General features: G+C 57.7%; 20 protein-coding genes and 5 pseudogenes. 6 read left to right on the forward strand and 19 right to left on the reverse strand.

The window, feature by feature from the left end:
* Positions 1-439 precede the first annotated feature (439 nt).
* Complete coding sequence (locus AC5FRW_RS12855; RefSeq protein ID WP_493568864.1) at positions 440-586, forward strand: ribbon-helix-helix domain-containing protein; 147 nt, start codon at positions 440-442, stop codon at positions 584-586.
* Here the strand turns inward: AC5FRW_RS12855 and AC5FRW_RS12860 are convergent.
* Positions 587-1,474, reverse strand: a pseudogene (locus tag AC5FRW_RS12860) (DUF8172 family protein).
* 298 nt (positions 1,475-1,772) lie between these two features.
* Between AC5FRW_RS12860 and AC5FRW_RS12865 the strand changes: the two are divergent.
* From AC5FRW_RS12865 to AC5FRW_RS12880, 4 genes are all read left to right on the forward strand, one after another.
* The gene (locus AC5FRW_RS12865) at positions 1,773-2,006 is read left to right on the forward strand and encodes a hypothetical protein (RefSeq protein ID WP_493568865.1); all 234 of its coding nucleotides are present in this window, start codon (positions 1,773-1,775) and stop codon (positions 2,004-2,006) included.
* Between the two features lie 735 nt (positions 2,007-2,741).
* Positions 2,742-3,029, forward strand: coding sequence for a ribbon-helix-helix domain-containing protein (locus tag AC5FRW_RS12870; RefSeq protein ID WP_493568866.1), 288 nt, complete (start codon positions 2,742-2,744; stop codon positions 3,027-3,029).
* Positions 3,030-4,103: 1,074 nt separating this feature from the next.
* Positions 4,104-4,466 carry a MarR family transcriptional regulator gene (locus AC5FRW_RS12875; protein ID WP_493568867.1) on the forward strand — a complete coding sequence of 121 codons (363 nt, stop codon included), beginning with the start codon at positions 4,104-4,106 and terminating at the stop codon, positions 4,464-4,466.
* 124 nt (positions 4,467-4,590) lie between these two features.
* Positions 4,591-4,800: an ArsR family transcriptional regulator gene (locus AC5FRW_RS12880; RefSeq protein WP_493568868.1), complete on the forward strand. Its 210-nt coding sequence runs from the start codon at positions 4,591-4,593 to the stop codon at positions 4,798-4,800.
* A 166-nt stretch (positions 4,801-4,966) separates the two neighbouring features.
* On the opposite strand, the gene AC5FRW_RS12885 is transcribed toward AC5FRW_RS12880, so the two are convergent.
* Positions 4,967-5,593: a DUF6166 domain-containing protein gene (locus tag AC5FRW_RS12885; RefSeq protein ID WP_493568869.1), complete on the reverse strand. Its 627-nt coding sequence runs from the start codon at positions 5,591-5,593 to the stop codon at positions 4,967-4,969.
* Between the two features lie 122 nt (positions 5,594-5,715).
* Here AC5FRW_RS12885 and AC5FRW_RS12890 point away from each other — a divergent pair, with 122 nt between their 5' ends.
* A complete protein-coding gene (locus AC5FRW_RS12890; RefSeq protein WP_493568870.1) occupies positions 5,716-7,080 on the forward strand; it encodes a restriction endonuclease in 1,365 nt (454 codons plus the stop codon).
* A gap of 36 nt (positions 7,081-7,116) precedes the next feature.
* On the opposite strand, the gene AC5FRW_RS12895 is transcribed toward AC5FRW_RS12890, so the two are convergent.
* From AC5FRW_RS12895 to AC5FRW_RS12975, 17 genes and pseudogenes are all read right to left on the reverse strand, one after another.
* Positions 7,117-8,067: a MarR family transcriptional regulator gene (locus AC5FRW_RS12895; RefSeq protein ID WP_493568871.1), complete on the reverse strand. Its 951-nt coding sequence runs from the start codon at positions 8,065-8,067 to the stop codon at positions 7,117-7,119.
* A 44-nt stretch (positions 8,068-8,111) separates the two neighbouring features.
* Positions 8,112-8,379 (reverse strand): annotated as a pseudogene (locus tag AC5FRW_RS12900) (hypothetical protein); the annotation flags it as partial.
* A gap of 58 nt (positions 8,380-8,437) precedes the next feature.
* Positions 8,438-8,929 carry a DUF7995 family protein gene (locus AC5FRW_RS12905; protein WP_493568872.1) on the reverse strand — a complete coding sequence of 164 codons (492 nt, stop codon included), beginning with the start codon at positions 8,927-8,929 and terminating at the stop codon, positions 8,438-8,440.
* A gap of 105 nt (positions 8,930-9,034) precedes the next feature.
* Positions 9,035-9,157: pseudogene (locus tag AC5FRW_RS12910) on the reverse strand (DUF8025 family protein); the annotation flags it as partial.
* Between the two features lie 28 nt (positions 9,158-9,185).
* Positions 9,186-9,551: a type II toxin-antitoxin system PemK/MazF family toxin gene (locus tag AC5FRW_RS12915; protein ID WP_493568873.1), complete on the reverse strand. Its 366-nt coding sequence runs from the start codon at positions 9,549-9,551 to the stop codon at positions 9,186-9,188.
* Complete coding sequence (locus AC5FRW_RS12920) at positions 9,538-10,554, reverse strand: DUF8098 family protein (protein ID WP_493568874.1); 1,017 nt, start codon at positions 10,552-10,554, stop codon at positions 9,538-9,540. The genes AC5FRW_RS12915 and AC5FRW_RS12920 overlap by 14 nt, the downstream gene beginning before the upstream one ends.
* A 327-nt stretch (positions 10,555-10,881) precedes the next feature.
* Entirely contained in the window at positions 10,882-11,595 is a 714-nt protein-coding gene (locus AC5FRW_RS12925) for a DUF8158 family protein (protein ID WP_493568875.1), read from the reverse strand.
* A gap of 31 nt (positions 11,596-11,626) precedes the next feature.
* Positions 11,627-12,139 carry a PIN domain-containing protein gene (locus AC5FRW_RS12930; RefSeq protein ID WP_493568876.1) on the reverse strand — a complete coding sequence of 171 codons (513 nt, stop codon included), beginning with the start codon at positions 12,137-12,139 and terminating at the stop codon, positions 11,627-11,629.
* Positions 12,140-12,442 carry a hypothetical protein gene (locus AC5FRW_RS12935; RefSeq protein WP_136601315.1) on the reverse strand — a complete coding sequence of 101 codons (303 nt, stop codon included), beginning with the start codon at positions 12,440-12,442 and terminating at the stop codon, positions 12,140-12,142. It lies immediately after the preceding gene.
* Positions 12,443-12,513: 71 nt separating this feature from the next.
* Entirely contained in the window at positions 12,514-12,840 is a 327-nt protein-coding gene (locus AC5FRW_RS12940) for a DUF7558 family protein (protein ID WP_493568877.1), read from the reverse strand.
* A pseudogene (locus tag AC5FRW_RS12945) lies at positions 12,840-13,130 on the reverse strand (DUF8069 family protein). The gene AC5FRW_RS12940 and the pseudogene AC5FRW_RS12945 overlap by 1 nt, the downstream one beginning before the upstream one ends.
* A 78-nt stretch (positions 13,131-13,208) precedes the next feature.
* On the reverse strand, positions 13,209-13,643 hold the full coding sequence (locus AC5FRW_RS12950; RefSeq protein ID WP_493568878.1) for a toxin-antitoxin system TumE family protein: 435 nt from the start codon (positions 13,641-13,643) through the stop codon (positions 13,209-13,211).
* Between the two features lie 8 nt (positions 13,644-13,651).
* Positions 13,652-14,185 carry a DUF7342 family protein gene (locus AC5FRW_RS12955; RefSeq protein WP_493568879.1) on the reverse strand — a complete coding sequence of 178 codons (534 nt, stop codon included), beginning with the start codon at positions 14,183-14,185 and terminating at the stop codon, positions 13,652-13,654.
* 215 nt (positions 14,186-14,400) lie between these two features.
* A pseudogene (locus AC5FRW_RS12960) lies at positions 14,401-14,571 on the reverse strand (type II toxin-antitoxin system HicA family toxin); the annotation flags it as partial.
* A gap of 93 nt (positions 14,572-14,664) precedes the next feature.
* Entirely contained in the window at positions 14,665-14,892 is a 228-nt protein-coding gene (locus AC5FRW_RS12965) for a type II toxin-antitoxin system HicB family antitoxin (protein ID WP_493569009.1), read from the reverse strand.
* Between the two features lie 250 nt (positions 14,893-15,142).
* Positions 15,143-15,871, reverse strand: coding sequence for a DUF7437 domain-containing protein (locus AC5FRW_RS12970; RefSeq protein ID WP_493569010.1), 729 nt, complete (start codon positions 15,869-15,871; stop codon positions 15,143-15,145).
* 62 nt (positions 15,872-15,933) lie between these two features.
* Complete coding sequence (locus AC5FRW_RS12975) at positions 15,934-17,202, reverse strand: phage NrS-1 polymerase family protein (protein ID WP_493568880.1); 1,269 nt, start codon at positions 17,200-17,202, stop codon at positions 15,934-15,936.
* Positions 17,203-17,540 lie beyond the last annotated feature (338 nt).

Genomic DNA, 17,540 nt, shown 5'->3' on the forward strand with positions numbered 1-17,540 from the left:
TACCTGAAGGCGCCTACTCAGCGTCTTCACCGATTCCACGACTCTCCAGCCGTGGCTCTCCTCAAACGACGACAACACAACGCGCGCTGCTCGCGCCTTCACCCGCGCCCCCGGGGCGCGGGCAGCGCGCACCTTCGAGAACAACCAACCAGCCAGCGCGCGCTGGGCGGGCCGACCGAGCGCCCACGGGAGTTAGTCTGCCGGGCCTGAACCTGTGAAGGGCCGTCCGACTAACCTCGTGGCTCCGAAGAGCGTGAGCGACGCCTGCGACGAACGCAGTGAGGCGTAGGTCGCACGGCGTGCGAGTCGGCCCGTAGGAAGCGAGCGGTGCGTGCCATTCTTAGACCACCACAGCCACACTCAGAGACTCACACAACCGCGCCCTGGTGGATGAACGGGCGAGGGCCGCTCGCGTTCGCTGTCGCATACGACTCTCTTGTTGAGCACTAGTCTTATACCACCAGATACCCTTGCTGTCGACATGAACCTCGACGAGACACTCGACTACCTCTCCGAAGAACTGGAGATCGAACGGAGTGAATACGTTCGAGAAGTCGGTCGCTCGGTTGCAGACCTCCGCGACTGATTAGAATAGTTCCGTCAGATCACGGTCGACCACGTCACTTTCGAGGAACTCAACGAATTCTCGCCTCGTCGGACCAGTTCGTTCAGTGAGATCCGTTCTGCCAGCCTGATCGAGGACTTCCTCCGCAAACTGGATGCAGTGTCTCTCGTGGCGTTCCGCGTAGTGGCTGAGTACCTCTCACCAGTGCATATCGAGATCATACTCAGACAGTCGTATACGGATCCCACCTTTTCGCTCAACGAGATCGATTCCTAAATCCGCAAGATGACGGAATCGAACGTTGTTCCGGCGGACGGTGATGAGTCGCTTCGACTCGACAATGTAAGGATCGACCCACTCCGTCCAATTCTCGTCGTCGACGTGCGTACTCGGCATTTCAAACGATGGTTCGACGCTATCGAGACAGAACTGCAACATCGCGATACTCGTCCGATGATTCGCGTTTGGCAGCGCGTGTCGCAAGACCAGATTCGACATTAGCTCACCGGCGACGACCGGCAGTGAGTCGCCCCAGGAGACGTTTTCGAGTGCTCGATGGATCTGTTTCGGCTCGAAGTCCTTGTACAGACGAAACTCGTCGGCGTCGCGAACCTCGGCGGCTGCTTCGAGCAATTCGATCAGTCGGAACGTCACTACAGTGGTCGAACGCGGCATCTCTTCGAGTCGTTCGCTGAGCCACGTCGAATCGAATTCGAGGTCACTTGCAGATTCCGTTATCTCAGATCCTTCGTAGAGTCCGTAGACCGGTTCGTCGAACGGATAGCAGATCATCTTCGTCTCACTGCCGCTTTCCGATCGATGACTGTGCAAGTCAGCAAGAGAATCGGAGCAAAACGCGAGAGAGAAGTTCTCGTGGCAGGGGTGATGATAGTATACGAGACGGTCCATTGTTTCCACGTTCTTTGCGGAAACTGTTGAACCTACGTATCCCGTCGAGATTCGTCTGGTCGGTTCGAACACGTCGTCTCTGAGGCGGTCTGCGTCAAAATCGTCTAGCTGACTCCCCACCACTCACTGGATACTCCCCGCCAGGACCGCCCTCTTCTGAGAGTACACGATGTCCCATCGTGCTGGCGTTGAGCAGACAGTGCTGTATCAGGACAGGGAATCTACCACAGCAGAACGGTATACCGAGCCGTGAGAGTGACCCCAATCATCAAATTCGAGGACGACGAGATTCACGACAATGGTGAATTCGCGGACGCCGCTCACCTCTCGTGAGGAAGACGCTCTCAACTACCTCGAACAGTACCTCGACGACACAGCAGATGACGAGCACCGAACGCGAGAGGACGCTGTCGGCTCTCTCACGGAGCACGAGTTCGAGCCGGCAGACGCGCGAGCACATATCGAACAACTCCTCTTGAAGGGGTATCTCTATGAGGTCGAGGACGCGTTGCGTATCCCACCACAAATCTGAAGCTATATTCCCGCAGCTCTTGGTTCTCCGTTTTTTCAGGAGAGTGAGTCGATGTGCTGCCGATGATGAGCTATTCTGCCGTCATCAAGTACCCCTGGATATCAGCACCAGTCGGAACGATCAGAATGACGAACGGCACGACAACGAACGTCCATCCAACTGGATCTAATTGCGGGAGCGGATACATCGAGAGGTACGCAACAATGCCGATTGCAACGATGGGTGTGTAAATGAGTGTTGGGGCGATTGACCCAATCCGCAGTGCAAGCACGGGTGCTGACGGAGCGTAGACAGCATCGACGTATGGTCCTCGACGATTCACTCCGAACGAGACGGACTCGGCGTACAGATTATGGACGACGTAGTGAGCTGATTCATGGAGGAACCAGGCAATCCCGCATGCGGTTAGGTAGGCACTCAGCAAAAGTACTGTATTATTGATCATAACGCGTCGGTTTGAACTGGCCGAGATAGGGTGGCCAAGTAGATAAGAAGAGAGAATCGATCTGGATGGAGTGTTCGTTTTAACTAACGTCAGCTCGAAACCTTCGTTTTGTTTCACTTCCAGCGATCGTTTCCTGAGTAGAGACGTACTGCTCTGCAGATTCGAGACTGTTGTGCTTCCGCAGTTTCGCACAAGTGCGACTCCACTTAACCAACACCAGCGTCTCATCCCGCAGTGCGTTGGTTAATATCATCCGAGGGTAAATCTGTGAGACAGGCGTTTCACAACACATGAGCACTGATACTGACGACGGCCGTGAGGGGGATGGTTCGACGAAGATCGACGTCCGAGTACCACAGCAACTGATCGAACAGATCGACGCAGAGTACGAAAAACGCGGGTGCACGTCACAGTCGGAGGCCATCCGCGACGCGCTTCGAGCATGGGTTGATCCACCCGTTCGACTCTCCGAAGAGATTCTTGAAGATCTTGAAACCAGCCGCAAGCAGCGAGAGCGTGGTGAGACGCACTCACTCGGCGAGGTTGCCGACAAGTACGGCGTGGACATTGAGAATTGACATCCTCCCCAACTTCACTATGAGGTAAAATCCCGCTCGCTTGTTGAGTCGAGTAGATCGTCGACGAAGTGGAAGCCGTTGACGTACGTGAATGAGACAACTGACGTGGTTTCGCAGGATACTAAACGTACGTCTACTCACCCTGGATTGATGCCCTCCCACCGGTTAAGCCGACGTGGTTTCTTAGCGATTACTGGCACATCAGTTGTCGGCACACTTGCTGGCTGTTCGTATGCAACGAGTAGCGAGGACAACTATCCGGCTGGAAGTGTTCAGTTCGTGAACGAGCATCGTCTTCCCCATACTATTGGACTCCGTGTGACTGATGTCACCCCGATGGATGGCAACGAAAACCTACCTCCAGGCTCCTCATCGCAAGCGAGCATCAGTAGTACTGTTGCTCTCGATCCTGGAGCGAATCGAACCTATGCTGATGTATTCGCGGAATCGATCCAATACGACCTGATTCTTACACCGAAGGCGCCTACTCAGCGTCTTCACCGACTCCACAACTCTCCAGCCGTGACTCTCCTCAAAAAACGACAACACATCGCGCGCTGCTCGCGCCTTCGCCCCGCGCCCCTGGGGGCGGGCAGCGTGCACGTTCGAGAACAACCAACCAGCGCGCGCTGGGCGGGCCGGCCGAGCGGCCACGGGAGTTAGTCTGACGGGCCTGAACCTGTGAAGGGCCGTCCGACTAACCCCGTGGCACCAAAGCGCGTGAGCGACGCCTGCGACGAACATGGTGAGGCACAGGTCGCACGCGGCGAAGCCAAGTGCGAGTCGGCCCGCGAAGAAGCGTGCGGTGCGTGCCATTCTGAGACCACCCACCTAACCACATCCTGGTGGATGAACGGGCGAGAACCGCTCGCGCTCTGGCAGTCGCTTGTGGACCCCTCTCGAACATTGTGAGAGATGTCCACGAGCGGCCCGAAGGCGTTCGAGTCCGATACTCCCACCCCACTACTTCCGCTGTTCGGAGGATTCGCCTAACCTCCAATACAAAGCCACCCATCCACTATTATAGTTATTACAGCCATTACAGCTATTACTCCTGATTACAAAGTAGTGGATATGCCGATCGACATCGACCGGTTCGAGCAGAACTCGACCGACGAACTTCGTTCGGACGGGCGAACGAATGCCGAGGAGATACTGGGCCTCCTTGCGGCTCACCCGGAGCAAGCATACACGCCCAAGGAGATTCACGAGGCCACGGGTGTCGCACGGGGAAGCGTTGGTGTCGTCCTCTCGCGGCTCGAAGAACGTGATCTCGTGCGTCATCGGGGAGAGTACTGGGCGATCGGTGAGGCCGACGACATTGATATCACGCTCTCGTCCTTGGCAACTGCCCGTGCAGCGACTGAGCGGCTCGGCGAAGAGGAGCCTGATGAGTGGGGCCACGGTATGGCTGAGTCTTCGGAGCCCGAGGAATGAGCTACAAGCAGGGGAGGTTTGGTGGGGTCCTGCGCCACACAAGTCCGGTCCCTCGTACCGTCCGTGGATCATCGTCAGCGACAGCTCACATCCGTTCGCACAGACGGAGTGCATTGCACTCGCAATGACGACGCAGCAGCATACCGGTGCAATCGCCGTCCCCGACGAGGCCTGGCTGGAGGGCGGGTCAGACACGGAAGCCTACATCTCACCGTGGTATACGACGACGATCAAGCACCGTGACTTCGACCGCCAACAAGGCATGCTGAAGCCCACGCTCGTCGCCGAAGCGATCATAGAACTGCATCGATATACCCCGGCTCCCGACAGCTAATCTTCTACGACAACAGCGTTATCTTCCTCCCTTGCTCGCCGAAACACTCTATGAACAGTAGCTAGTCAGTCTGACACAAACACCGATGACTGACTGCGACTCACAGACTGCCACGAGTCCGCTTCTCATTCCAGCCGTCGTATCGAGCCGGTACTCGTCGATACCATCAAATCCGTTTCTGAATCTCTGTAGCCCTCACTGGCGAAGACATTCTCAGCCCCTTCTCCAGCGAGGGTATCTGTCGTGTAGATGTAAGCGTGGTCAGCGGTCTCGTCGACAACGCTTGAGCGGCGACCCCTGCCAGCGCTGGATCCGCACGTTCGATCTCGTCTGCAGTACGGTCATCAGCGTTCGCGATGTATCGCTGCACGCCATCCATCGTCCGGGAGACGAGTGCGTTCCTGTATTCCAATGAGGCTGCGACTCGGGCCCACCCTTCGTCGATTGCCGTGTCGATCGGCGGTGTCTCGACGTCGGGTCCTGTACACTCTAGCTGGCTCACCACTTCGGTCTTGAACGCCTTGTACTCCGCCAGTGCCACCTCCTCATCGTCAGTGTAATCGAGCAGGAGGGCGAGTGCGAGTTGCGCCGGCCCACTCCCACCATATCCCCATTCGAAGCCCGAAGGACTGTGATTCGCCATCTCGAGACTCCGCTCTGGCGTGAGCTGTTGTTGGTCCGATTGCTTCTCGACGATGGCGCGGCCTCGACGACGGTAACCGACGTAGATGACGTCGGGATCTGCCGAGGTCCGTGACTGTACGTGTGAGCGTGGGTTGCTGATTCCACTCATAGGTTTGTTCGCGGGAGGCTCGTTCGATCACCCCTGCACCCCTCTAGGGGGTTAAAAAACAGGGCGGGGCTGCGTTCGGCAACGTATTTGACAGTTGCAACGTACTGTCCAGGTATATCGGAATGGCTGTACTGGACGATCTCTCAGGGTTTGAGTTCGAGGACGTGATAGAGGACGTCTTCCGGAATTTTGGGTACGAGAACGTCCGTCAGGCCGAGCGAACCGCCGACGAGGGGCGGGACGTCATCATGGAGGAGGTCGTCGACGGCACCCGGCGCGCGATCATCGTGGAGTGCAAGCACACGGGGACGGTCGGGCGGCCGGTCGTCCAGAAGCTCCACTCGGCAATCGCGACGTTCGACTTCGACGGTCCGAAACGCGGGATGGTCGTGACGACCGGTCGGTTTACGAATCCCGCACAGGAGTACGCCCAGCGTCTCCAGCAGAACGATGATCCCCATCCCATCGAGCTGCTCGACGGCGAGGACCTCCGGGAGATCGCCGACGAGATCGGTCTCGATCTCTACAACGGCCGCATCGAGATCCTCTGTGACGAGACACTACGGCCGTACGACCCGGCGGCGGATGTCGACGCACCTGTCCAGGAGGCGTTCCGCGACATCGAGCACATCGAGGCCGCGAATCTGCCGGTGCCGCGCTCGCAGGTAACGTTTCGGCCGGTGGTCGCAATCACCGCCGACACGAACGCTGTCTTCGAGACCTCCGTCGGTGTCATCCACCGGATCAACGACCGTACACAGTTCGTTGTCCACGCTGAACGCGGCCATCCGAAGGTGGCCGATGACGATGTCTCGACGCTGGTCACCGAGAACTTCCACGCGACGGTTCCCCTCGATACCGGGCAGTTTACCGAGGTATTCGACGACGTCGAGGAACGACGGTTCGGCCAGACCCAAACGGAGTACAAGGAGTGGGCTGTTGACCGCCTCCAGGACTACCACACGACGACGGTGACCTACACCGGCGACAACAACGTCACCTACAACAAGACGTGTGAGCCGAATCTCTCGGACATCTCAGTGCAATCGATTGAGCCGGTGTATCTACCTGAGGTTCGGCAGACGACAGAGATTCTGGAATACTCGTATCCATACGAATACTATGCTGCTGGCCCCTCACGGGTCACTCTGGAGGACGGGATTCATCGGTGCGTCCACTGCGAAACGAGCGGCGTCGACGAGACGTACACCTACTGTCCGAACTGCGGGGCGATCGCCTGCAACACCCACATCAAGACCGAACGGCTCGAAGGGGAGCCGGTCTGTACCGGCTGTGCAGTGACTGAACGGTTCGCGCTGAAGACGAAGTACTTCTACGACGAGGAGAACCTCGAGGCGTTCCGAGAGGAGTACGCCGAGATGCCACTCCACGAGAAGGCAATGGAGAACAAGCTGCTGGCTGGCGGGAGTGTGGTTGCGACCCTGTTAATCGTCCTCGGCGTTCTCGTGATCGGCGGCATCATCTAACCCGTCGCAATATTTCGTCAGGCTACGGTGTTGGTGTTACGACACTCCGTACTGCTCTTTGAGCGCCATATATTCGTCCTTCTTCGGGAGGATGACGGGCAGATCATCTGTCCTGTCGAAGTCATCTTGAAGTGGCCGATACAACGCTTTTACAGTAGGTTCCAGGTCGTACCACTGTGCGGTCTCGATGAGTGTCTCCTGATCGATATCCTCCGCCTCGATCAGCAGCATCGAATAGCTGACCCGCCGGGATCCGCTATCGAGAAGGAGCGTATGGCACACGGCTTCAGCAGGCGTTAGCTCCTCGTCTGGAGCATACCAGAACGGAGGCTCGCCGGCGAGGAAAAACTGTAGACCATACGCTGCAAACCGGCCCAGTCCGGTCATCTCCCAGTCTGGAGCTGCTTGGAGTGCGTCCGTATCCTCAGCGGTCTGTACGCGGACGAGGGATCGCTTCGGATCGCACCACGCGATCGTGGCGCTAGGGGCGATTTCTCGGACTCGTGATCGATGTTCGTGCTCTACGGCGGCCCGGGAGAACGTCAACAGCGGCGAGACCCCGTCCTGAAGGGCGTATTTCGGATCGGATCTGGAGAGTAATGCTCGGTTCTTGAGCGGTGATAACGCGCTATGGACACCCTGTCGGGTAATTCCGAGCCGGTCTGCGATATCAGCGATCTGTCGTGGCCTATCGAGGTACCAACACACGCGGAGGGTGGCTGGCGAGAGCAGTTCCGTCCAGTCTACGTGGCTGAACTCCGACTGGAGCGTTCGATACGCTTCGGTGACGGGATGTTCCGCAATGCGGACTCGACGCTGATTACTGGGGCTACGGGTTTCTGCGAGCAATCTCGCTGCGAGCAATTCGTCGAGTACGTCGTACAGATGTTCTCGTGAATACCCGGTATCAGCCGCGAGTTCCACCGGTGTCGCTTCACGACCGGTACTCAGTGCGTCAAGCACGGCGAGTCCGGCCTTCGTAATCATCTGAATCTTTCTAAATCTCAATCACATAAATACGATTTGGGATTTTACTTGACGACTGCTTCGTCCCGAACTAATTCTGTGAGCCGGTCCTCAAGCGGCCCGCGGAATTGCCAGCTGGCCCGCTCGAAGGCCTCGTCGGTCGGATCGTCCCAGTGGGGTGAACGCGGAGTGCTCGCTCACTTTGACTGTCCACTCGGCCCCTTTCGTCGTCGGGATTTCCACGACGTAGAGGTACTCTTTGTCACCGTGGACGCCGTCAGCTGGGCCCTCGACACCGTGGCCAAGCAGGAAGAGTGGTTGGTCGATGTGTTCCGATACGCCAACGTTGACGAGCGGCCCCACGTCGCCAGTTTGTGATTCTGGGCATCGTTTAGAAATGGACGTCCGCCGGAACGATCCAGAGGTCGTCACTCTCGTCGACGATGCGATCCAGCTGGCCTCGGTGGCGAATCCCGCAACCGTGTTGGTCGTACAGGAAAATCGAGGGACCGTCGTAGGCACCGACTTGATGGAAGGCATGCCGGGCGAGGTTCTCATCACGCATTATCTCATCATCGCTAAGCTCGTCGAGCGCCTCCTGGACTCGATTGAGATTCCGCTGGAACTCGCTCTTCGTCGCGTCCCAACCGCGCTCCAGGAGTTCCTGGCCTTCGTCAGAGTCTACGCGCGCTGCAACTGGGAGGTCGCCCCAACGGGCTTTCCCTGCCACAGTCGTGCCTTCTTGATCGAACGTGACGAAGTAGTCGAATACGGCGCCACCGTGCGGGTCGGCTCCAACCAGCCGATCGAATACTGCTTTGCCGGTGGCCACTGCGTCGTCTCGCGTCGATGCCTCTACCAGAGTGTAAATGACCATATGCATCGGTTTTCACCTTCATCTGCCGACGCACGCGACTGCACACTGCCTCGCTACGTGATGCGCCGGCACCCATCGCCGGCGCTCAAAAAATAGTACTGACGATGCTGGCTAGACGTTCTCGAACTCCGACTGGCGGTTCTTCTCGTCGACGCTGATCGTCAGGTCCCCGGTTTCGTAATCGGCTTCGTACTCAACTGAGAACGTATCCGAGTTGTAGGCGGCGTGGTACGCGCAGTCACTCTACTCTGGCAGTAGTGCTTTACCAAATAGAAAGATGGCTCGAAATAGCAGCTTCTAATTCATCCATCTTGATTGGTCTAATCTCGCCCATCTTCCATTCCTCTTCGTTCATGATTCGGTCTTGTATAGAAACGCTCGCAATGAGATTAGCTTTTGCCACGCTTTGCCTCTCAACACCATCCTCATCCGGGAATAGTTGAACCTCGAAATCATTCCCACTATAATCGTTCGTTGTAATGGGAACCACAGTAACAGTATCGAGTTGGTGATTCGCGCTGTTGTTCTGAACAACGATGGCTGGATGTGGGCTATCGAACTCGCAATCGGGTATTTCATCTTCTTCTGGGAAATCTACCCGTACAATGTCCCCTCTATCTACGGTCATCCAGTGTCTCGCTCTTTTTATAACTCTCACTTAGTGCTTCAGCACTAGCGCGGGACCACAGCTCTGCACGTTCTCGGTCGGAGGGTTCACTACTGCCACTATCTGAAGATGAAACGGAATCGCCTTCAGCTTCCTCTTGAACGAGATCTAAACGAACTGCGCGTTCTTTGAATGTGTCCAAATCGTCCTGGTAGTCACTACGCATCTCCTGACGGTCATTCTCAATTGACGTCAGGAGTTTCTCCTTGTTATCCCCTGGTGATAGAGGGACCGTGTTCTCTGAAATTTTAAGCGCTACGTATTTCCACGCACCGCCATAATAATAATCGACAATTCGTTTCATAAACCGCTGTTGTGAGGCCGATAGTGAGTCCTGGGCAGACGCATTGGCAATTAGTCGCTTTAGGAATCTTGCATAGAGGCGGAATGGAGTCTGGACTTCCCGCAGACTCTCGACCTTCATCAATTCACGGGTAAGTTCTCCAATTCGTTGACTCACCTCACGGTAGTACACATCAGCATCATCATGCCACGTGTCACTGGACTTGATCTCATCTAGTACCTGCTGGAGTTGAGCATTCTTGACATACAGATCATCATATGGTTCTGGTGCCTCACGCTCATAGAATGAGATGAGAAATTCCTTAGTTCGGGCTTGCAGGATGTCGTCAAACTCGTCCAGTGTCTCATGGAAAAAGTAGGCATACTCCATCGGGCTGTAGTAATCCCTGTCGGGCAGTCGCGACTCATGGGGTGCGTCAAGATCGTCTTGCGACGTAGCCGTAACAGCAGTTTCTGAATAACGAAGGTCTACAGGAGCAGGACCATATTTATACCACCCAAAAGTGAGGGGGACCTCTAATCGCTCGACAGCAAGATACGCAAGTTTGTTTAGTTTGATCGAATCAATCGATGAGGCTGACGCTCCTCTCCACTCAAGAGCAATCCCAATACCCTCTTTGATATCGTCGATTAAGTCGCTCTCATCTGCGCGCGTCAGCATGGGTTAATAGACTCTACGACCATCACGGGTTTAATCTTTCTGTCTGCCTTCAAGTGCCGGCTATTTTGCACAGCACGATGGATTCGCTTGGTAGAATGAGTTCAGCCATAAACCTCGGTATCTGCTGTTGAGCTTGCCCAGAGTGCGATACAGCCGGTATCCTGGTGTGTCTCGTGAATCCATGATGTACTCCTTCGCCGACGTCGGGCGCAGAAAAACGAAGCAGGTACGCTGATGTCTCCCGCTGAAGCCCTGCACCAGTCTTAACCAACAGGCTTCGTGTAGACATCCTGTGTTGGTCCTTAAGGTGTAGTTCAACCGATTATCCTACTCGGGATCCGGTCCGTGTCGAGGCGACTGACACACCAGGCACTCCCACATCGGCTGGCTAGACCAATCCCCATCTGGGAGAGACTCGAACTCCTGAAACTGATGCTCAGTCATTCGACCACACTTGAGACATTCAAGACGTACTCTCGAGGAAGCACTGGGTTGACGATTCTCGGACTGGTCGTCGTCGACGGCGCGCTGGAGTGCAATCCCTGGCACCAACCAGTCGTCGTCTTCGGCGTTCTCCAGTAGCTCTGTAACCCGATCTTCGTCACGAACGTCGTGCCCTCCCTCGTCGTAGAGGAACGTCGTGTGCGCCCCCTCACACCGCGACTGCGTTGACACTGTCTGCCCCGTCCGTTCACGAGCGGCTGTGAGTAGCTGTTCGCCGCTTTCGGAGGTGACTCGAACTGCTTCGGGGAGCGAGGGCCACTTGTCGGTTAGCTGTGTGGCGGGCCTTGCATCGAGGTCGTGCGTGGCAGTCCGAAAGGGGTAGTGGTCGACGAGGATACGTTGGATAACGGTTCGGACGGAGTCGGTCCCGTACCTGTCGACGACAGTAGCCATCATTTCGTCGAGATGCGCGTCCCGGTGCTCCGTCCGGGGATGCTGTGCGCGTTCGAGCACGAGTTCGACTACATCGTCAACTGATGCGTGCTCGGGATTCTTGGTTCGTTCACGAACGTCGTAGAGCGCGTCGTTCTCGGGCATTCCTGTTCACTTCGAAGTATCCTCCACGGTGTCAGGGCTCCTTGAGCAACGAGCGAGCTCGCTGCACGTACCTGTTCGCACCCCAGCTACGAGCATCGCTAATCGCATCGAGGAGCAGTCGTGCATTAGCAGCTGATAGGTGTTCAGTTCTAACGAGAACCGAGAGCAGCGTCGGTGTTGTGACGAGTCGGGTATCAGCGAGTGAGGCGTGGATCAAGCCAAGTTGGTTGAACTCGTCACAGAGAAAAAGCGCAGCATCGAGATCGTTCGCGAGTGTGACCGCCGCGTTCTCACCGTCATCGAGGGGGAACTCGGCATCGAGGTCGACCGACTGTGTCGTGAACGACTCCGCTTGGTCGAGTACTGCGGACGCGGCGTGTCCATGGACGTCATCGTAGGAGGCGATCTCTTGGAGTTCATCGATGACCGCCGTAGGGACGACGACCTCGTACCGGGATAGACAGAGTGCGAGTGGATCGGTGTCGTCGTCAGTAACGATCCCGAGACTCACGAGGGCGGAGGCGTCTGCGATAAGCCGCGACATCTATGCGTCGGCGACCTCGTCGATGAAGTCCTCGTCCAACTGCTGTTTCAACACGCGGAGGTTTGCTGCCTCCTCGGCGCCGACGAGTGCTTTGAGTTGATCGAAGGTGATCTCGTCGTCGTAATAGGCGGCGGCGATCTCTTGGGTAAGTGCGTCGTCGTGAGCGGCGTCTTGGAGGTACTCCCGAAGCGCGGTCACGAGGACGTCTGTCCGGTCTTCCCCGAGGACTGCGGCAAGTGCGTCGGCGCGGTCGATGAGCCGATTGGGGGCCCGAAACTGCACGCGCTTCTTATCGGTGCTCATGATGTGTACATTGTGAGCCAACGCACTTAGCCGTTTTTGTGTGTACGATGTGAGCCTCACTCGGCCAAGCGTCACCCGTCTACGAGATGCTCCTCGAGGTCGCGCGTCCAGTAGGTAGCTGGCCCATCGGGACTACACCGGGCGCAGAGTTGGAGCGGGCCTTCTAGGTGGCCGAGTTCCACTCGGAACCGCGTCAGCGCCGCGTTCGTGTCGACGACGAGGCCACAGCTGTCGCAGGCGTGGTGATCGCGCTCATCGGGATCCGGCCGCGTCTGGGTAGCGCAGCCGACACAGATCGGGTGGGTGACCCGCTCGTCCTGGCCCCAGGTGTGCGCCTCGCCAGTCTCGGTGCCAGGCGGGGCGTCGAAGAAGGCACAGCCAACGAGCGTTTGCTGCATCACTCGTCCTCCTCGCCGGCGTCGCTTGCGGCCGTCCAGCCACGATGGTAGACGGCTAGCTGCGTTGGTGAGTCGAATGCGGTGCCGCTCGGCTCGTGAACCAGAACGCGGTCCTCAGGAACTGGAGTGACGAGGTCCGCGTCGACGAGATCGTCGACCAGGCTACGGGCCATCGTGTCGTCGATGTCCGCAGTGTCGACCCTGGCGGCGTCGCGGTCCTAGGCGAGCAACTCTTTCTCGAACTGTTCGTAGTCGGCACTCGTGTCGTCGTTCGGATCGGGATCAACCATAGTGAGTCACGCCGCGCACGCTGTCGCGCGCTGCACGCCTTCTGGCGCCGATAAATACTCCATGCAAGACTGTAGCCCTTACTCACTCCAGAGGGCCGTAATCCGGTCTTCGATCTCGTCGAGGACGAGCGCAACGACGTCACGATGGTCGTCTGGCCACGATGCGTCCTCGCCGGGCGTCGGGGCGGTGGGCGGGGGGTGGAAATGGTCCCGTGTATTGTGCGGATTCGGGTGGCGGTCCCACCGGCACTCCCAGGTATGGTCCGAGTGTTGCTCTCGATAGTGGAGTTTGAAGTCGTCATTCGTGTACCAACGGACCGTCAACTGCGCCTCGTCGACGGCTGCCGGGTAGTACGACGGTGCAAAGATGATGTGGAGTTCCAGATGGCCGCTGGCGTCCGTGACGGTCGCTCGGGAGACCTGCCTTGTCGCTTGGAGCCGCGACTGGAGGAACTCGAGGATGGGACGATCGATGGGGGCAGTGCTCCCGCCATCGCCTGTCGGTGGCACCATCGAGCGGACTACCCGGACGCCTGTTCGCGCTCGCTACCCGTGCGTTGCTGGCGCGCGCGTTCGTAGCGGTCACGCTCCTCACGGGCGGTCGCCCAGTCGGCGAGGTCGCTGTACACGTCGTCGATGGTTCGCTCGTCGCTGCCCTCCGCAGCGGCGACGGCGTCGACTGCGGCCGGTGACGCGGCGTCGTACGTCGCCTCGTACTCGGTGATGCGCATCGTCAGCTCACGAACGCGATCCTGCAAATCCTCGACGGAATGATCGGCTGCGAGCTGGTTGATTCGTCGCCATTCAAAATACGCGTCATTCCGTTCGTAAGTGGCCGGATGGCCATCGTGTCGAGTGACGATCCCCAAATCGTCGAACCAGCCAAGGTACTTCCGGGCGGTCTTGGGGTCACAGTCGGCGCTGTCGGCGATCGCGCTCGCCGTCATCGGCTCCCGGGTCTGCAGAATGGTGCCGTAGATGCGTTGTTCGACGTCGTCACTACTGAACGCATCCTCGAAGGGGGGCGGACCATCGGCGGCGCCTGTCTCGGACATATTCGGGATTGTAGGGCGAAGGATATAGTTCTTACTTCGAGGAATAGTTTCCTGACTAGGGACAGAGTGCACTGCAGATTGGAGACCGTTGTGCTTCCGCAGTTTCGTACAAGTGCGACTTCACTTAACCAACATTAGCGTCTACTCCCGCAGTGTGTTGGTTAATGCGCCCGGATTGCTCTCTCTTGGAGCGGCACGTAGAGGACTCTCAGGAGTCAGCGGTTGCGGTCGATCCACTCACAGAATGCATCGAAATTCTCTGCACCGGCCTGGTCGGCAATATTCCGGAGTGTCCCGGTATCAATCCGGTCGTGACGTGAGACGCTCACTGTCCGCGGCTCTGTATCGTGTTCCTCTGGTGGAAACCACTTCATGCTGACGTGGTCTCCGGTCGTCCGTTGCTACTCGAAGCCGCCGACGTTGCCGAGAACCTTGATCACGTCGTCGCCAGAAAAATCGCGTGAAACCACCCCTACTCACTATTTCAGGATATCCGGGAGTTCACCAGATGTGTTCTCCTCCGGATCGATGCCGACCTCACGCAGCTCTTCGTCAGTGGGCTCACGCCCGATATCACCGTGGTAGAGAGCCACCGCCTCGTCGAGGTTGGCGAGTGCCTCTTCACGAGTCTCTCCCTGTGAGGCGACGCCTGTCTCTTCATCCCGGGCAACCCACAGATCGCCGCTCTCACCGAGCGAGAGCGAGATCTCGACCGGTGTGGTCGGATCCTCACCATCCGCTCCGTCGGTGTCGGTGCTTATGTGCAGTGCAAGGCCGGGTTGACAGATAGGTTCTCGGGGTCAGGCGTCTTTGAACAGGTCGTCTAGAACACGGTCAGGTTTTTCGCTGACCGAGCTGGGACGCCTATCTAGTCGTCGTACTCGTACGGGGAGAACGACGGGAAGTACATGAATCGTCGGCTGCACTCGTGGGCGTTCCCTCGCTTACCTGATGGACTCACCGGTCAGGGTCTGACGAATAGGATGGGGCACCAGCGACCTCGTCAAGGTCTGGGAGATCCATTTCCTCATGCGCATCCGGGAAGAGATACTCAAAGTACGGGTCGTGTTCTCGACCGACGGCCAGTGCCGGTTTGAGCGCGTAGATGATCATCATCGCTTCCGTCTCGCGAACGTCGATATCGGTGGCGACCATCCGCTGGGTTGTCTTCCCTGCGAAGTGAAGCCCTGTACCTCGTAGTGCGGCGATGAGCTTCCCGAGACCATAGCGGTCCATGAAGTACTCGACGTCTTCGTCGACCTCCTGGAGTGCAAGGGCGTGGAGGACGGTCGGCGTGATAACGATCGGGACGTACTGCTCGACGATGATGATCGGGTCCGCAGTCAACTGCTGGGGTCGCGTCGAATTATCACGATCGACAAGGCCGAGGTCGACCAGCCGATCGACGTACTCGTAGGTCGTCGATTTCGAGAGATCAAGCGCCTCCATGATCTCTGGCGGCGCAACCGGCCCCCAGTAACACACGTAAACATAGACACGGGCCAGTGCCGGGTGGTTGAGCAGTTGGATGACTGTTTCGAGTCGTGAGGCGTTCTGTGCCAGTGTCTTTGGCTTGAGCGTCTCCTCGTCAATCACATCCATTGGAGGTCGATCTAGCGCGTCGATTCCCCCATCCGAACGAACGCGGTTGCGATCAGCGGTCATACACATAAGTCCGAAATCCATGTACTTCACACAACCGCCGCCACTCACTGCCAGCAGTGAGAATCTCGCCGAGTTGCTCGCTGTCACTCCTCGTCGTTCGCGATGAAGCGTTTGGCGCGCCCCCACAGTGCTCGCTTGTCGGAGTCATCCACGTCAGCGTCAGGGCCATTGTCTTCCTGCTCACAGAGCCGTTCATCCTTGGACTCTCGCTCAGAGAGCGTTTCTTGTAGATCCCGAATGGTCGCTTCCAGCGCGTCGATACGGTCATTCTTCTGTGCAAGCGTGGCTTCAAGCTCGCTAACACGGTCTCTGAGGAGTCGATTCTTCTCGGTGAGATAGGCCTGCTCTCGGTGGCCCATCGATGACGTTCCGTCGTGGCGAGCGTCACCTTCGGCTTCTCGAGTGTTCGCCGAGTCAGGATCGTAGAACTCAGTCGTCCGGGCAATGGCCCGTTCGACAGTCTTTTCGCCGTACGTTGAGCCGTCGGCGTAGTGGACTTCGTCCCACTTCTTACGCATCAGGCCGGATTGCTGGAAGAGCTGGTCCATCTGTTTTGCGTCGCCACCGGTCCAAAAGGCCAGCAGGAAACAGAGTGCCATGTCTGCCTCAGATTGACTTTCGTACCCACGTGTCTTCCCGTTCCAGAGGCGCTCGAATTTCTCCCCGTTCGTTGCGTGCTTGGCCTTCGCGAGGAGTTCACGATCCGTGAGAGATATATCTGGAGCGGACGCCCGGTTCGTTTCGCCGCCACTGTCCGTGCTTGATTCGTCGGCGGAATGTGCCTGCTCGACGTCTTCGTCCTGTACGTCGTCCTGCACGTACTCACGATGGACGGCAGTGAGCGCGTCCTGTCGTGTCGCAATCGTGGATGGCGTCTCGGCGACGTGGCCGCCTGTTACGGTGAAGAAGCGCGCCGAGTCGTACATCTCGATTTTCCCGTTTCGGTTTCGTCCCTCCGGGAGTTCGCCCCTGACGAGCACGTGATAGCCAGTTCCCGATGGTGAGCGTTCCGTGTAGGAGTCAAGTCGGTCGATGATATCCTGTGCTGTCTCGTCGACGGTGCCAGTCTCTCGGACACGACAGTCGTCTAGATCGACGCCGACGAACGGATCGTCACCAGTGAAGACGAAGCCAACCCCATCTGCGTTCCCTGCTTGTGCGTAGTCGAGGGCCTCGTCGAAGGTGGTCCACGTCTGCTCGTCCGTCGACGAGGCAAATTCGCCGCTGCCCGGTGTGATCGGCACTTTCGTTGGCTTCCCTTCGCGCTCTTTCTCCTCCCAGCAGATCCACTGATCGTGTTCGATGATGGATGTCGGAAGTACCGATTCGTCGAGTGTGTATTTTGGTGTCATGAGTCTCGAAGGTCTGTTCGAGCGACCTCGACCCTGTGGGTCGCTGAAAAAATGCCGTCGCTCAGAGACCCATATACTGCCGTGGTTCCAACGGGGTACCCCCTCACTATACTAGTTGGTTGTTGGCGTAACAGGGACGCTGCTTTGGCGGAACAGTGGATCGAGGACGACCACCACGGCCGTACGGCAACATCTCGCTGCTGGATTCGCGTTACGCCACACGCTGCGATTCGCGTAACACGGTGTAGTCGTCCGTTTTCGCGATTTTCGACCCCGTCACCACCGGTGCTACGGTTCCAGTGACTGCAGAGACATAGATGCGTGCTGTGGATGCTGTT

It is taken from the genome of Halomicrobium sp. HArcht3-1, from assembly GCF_058933345.1.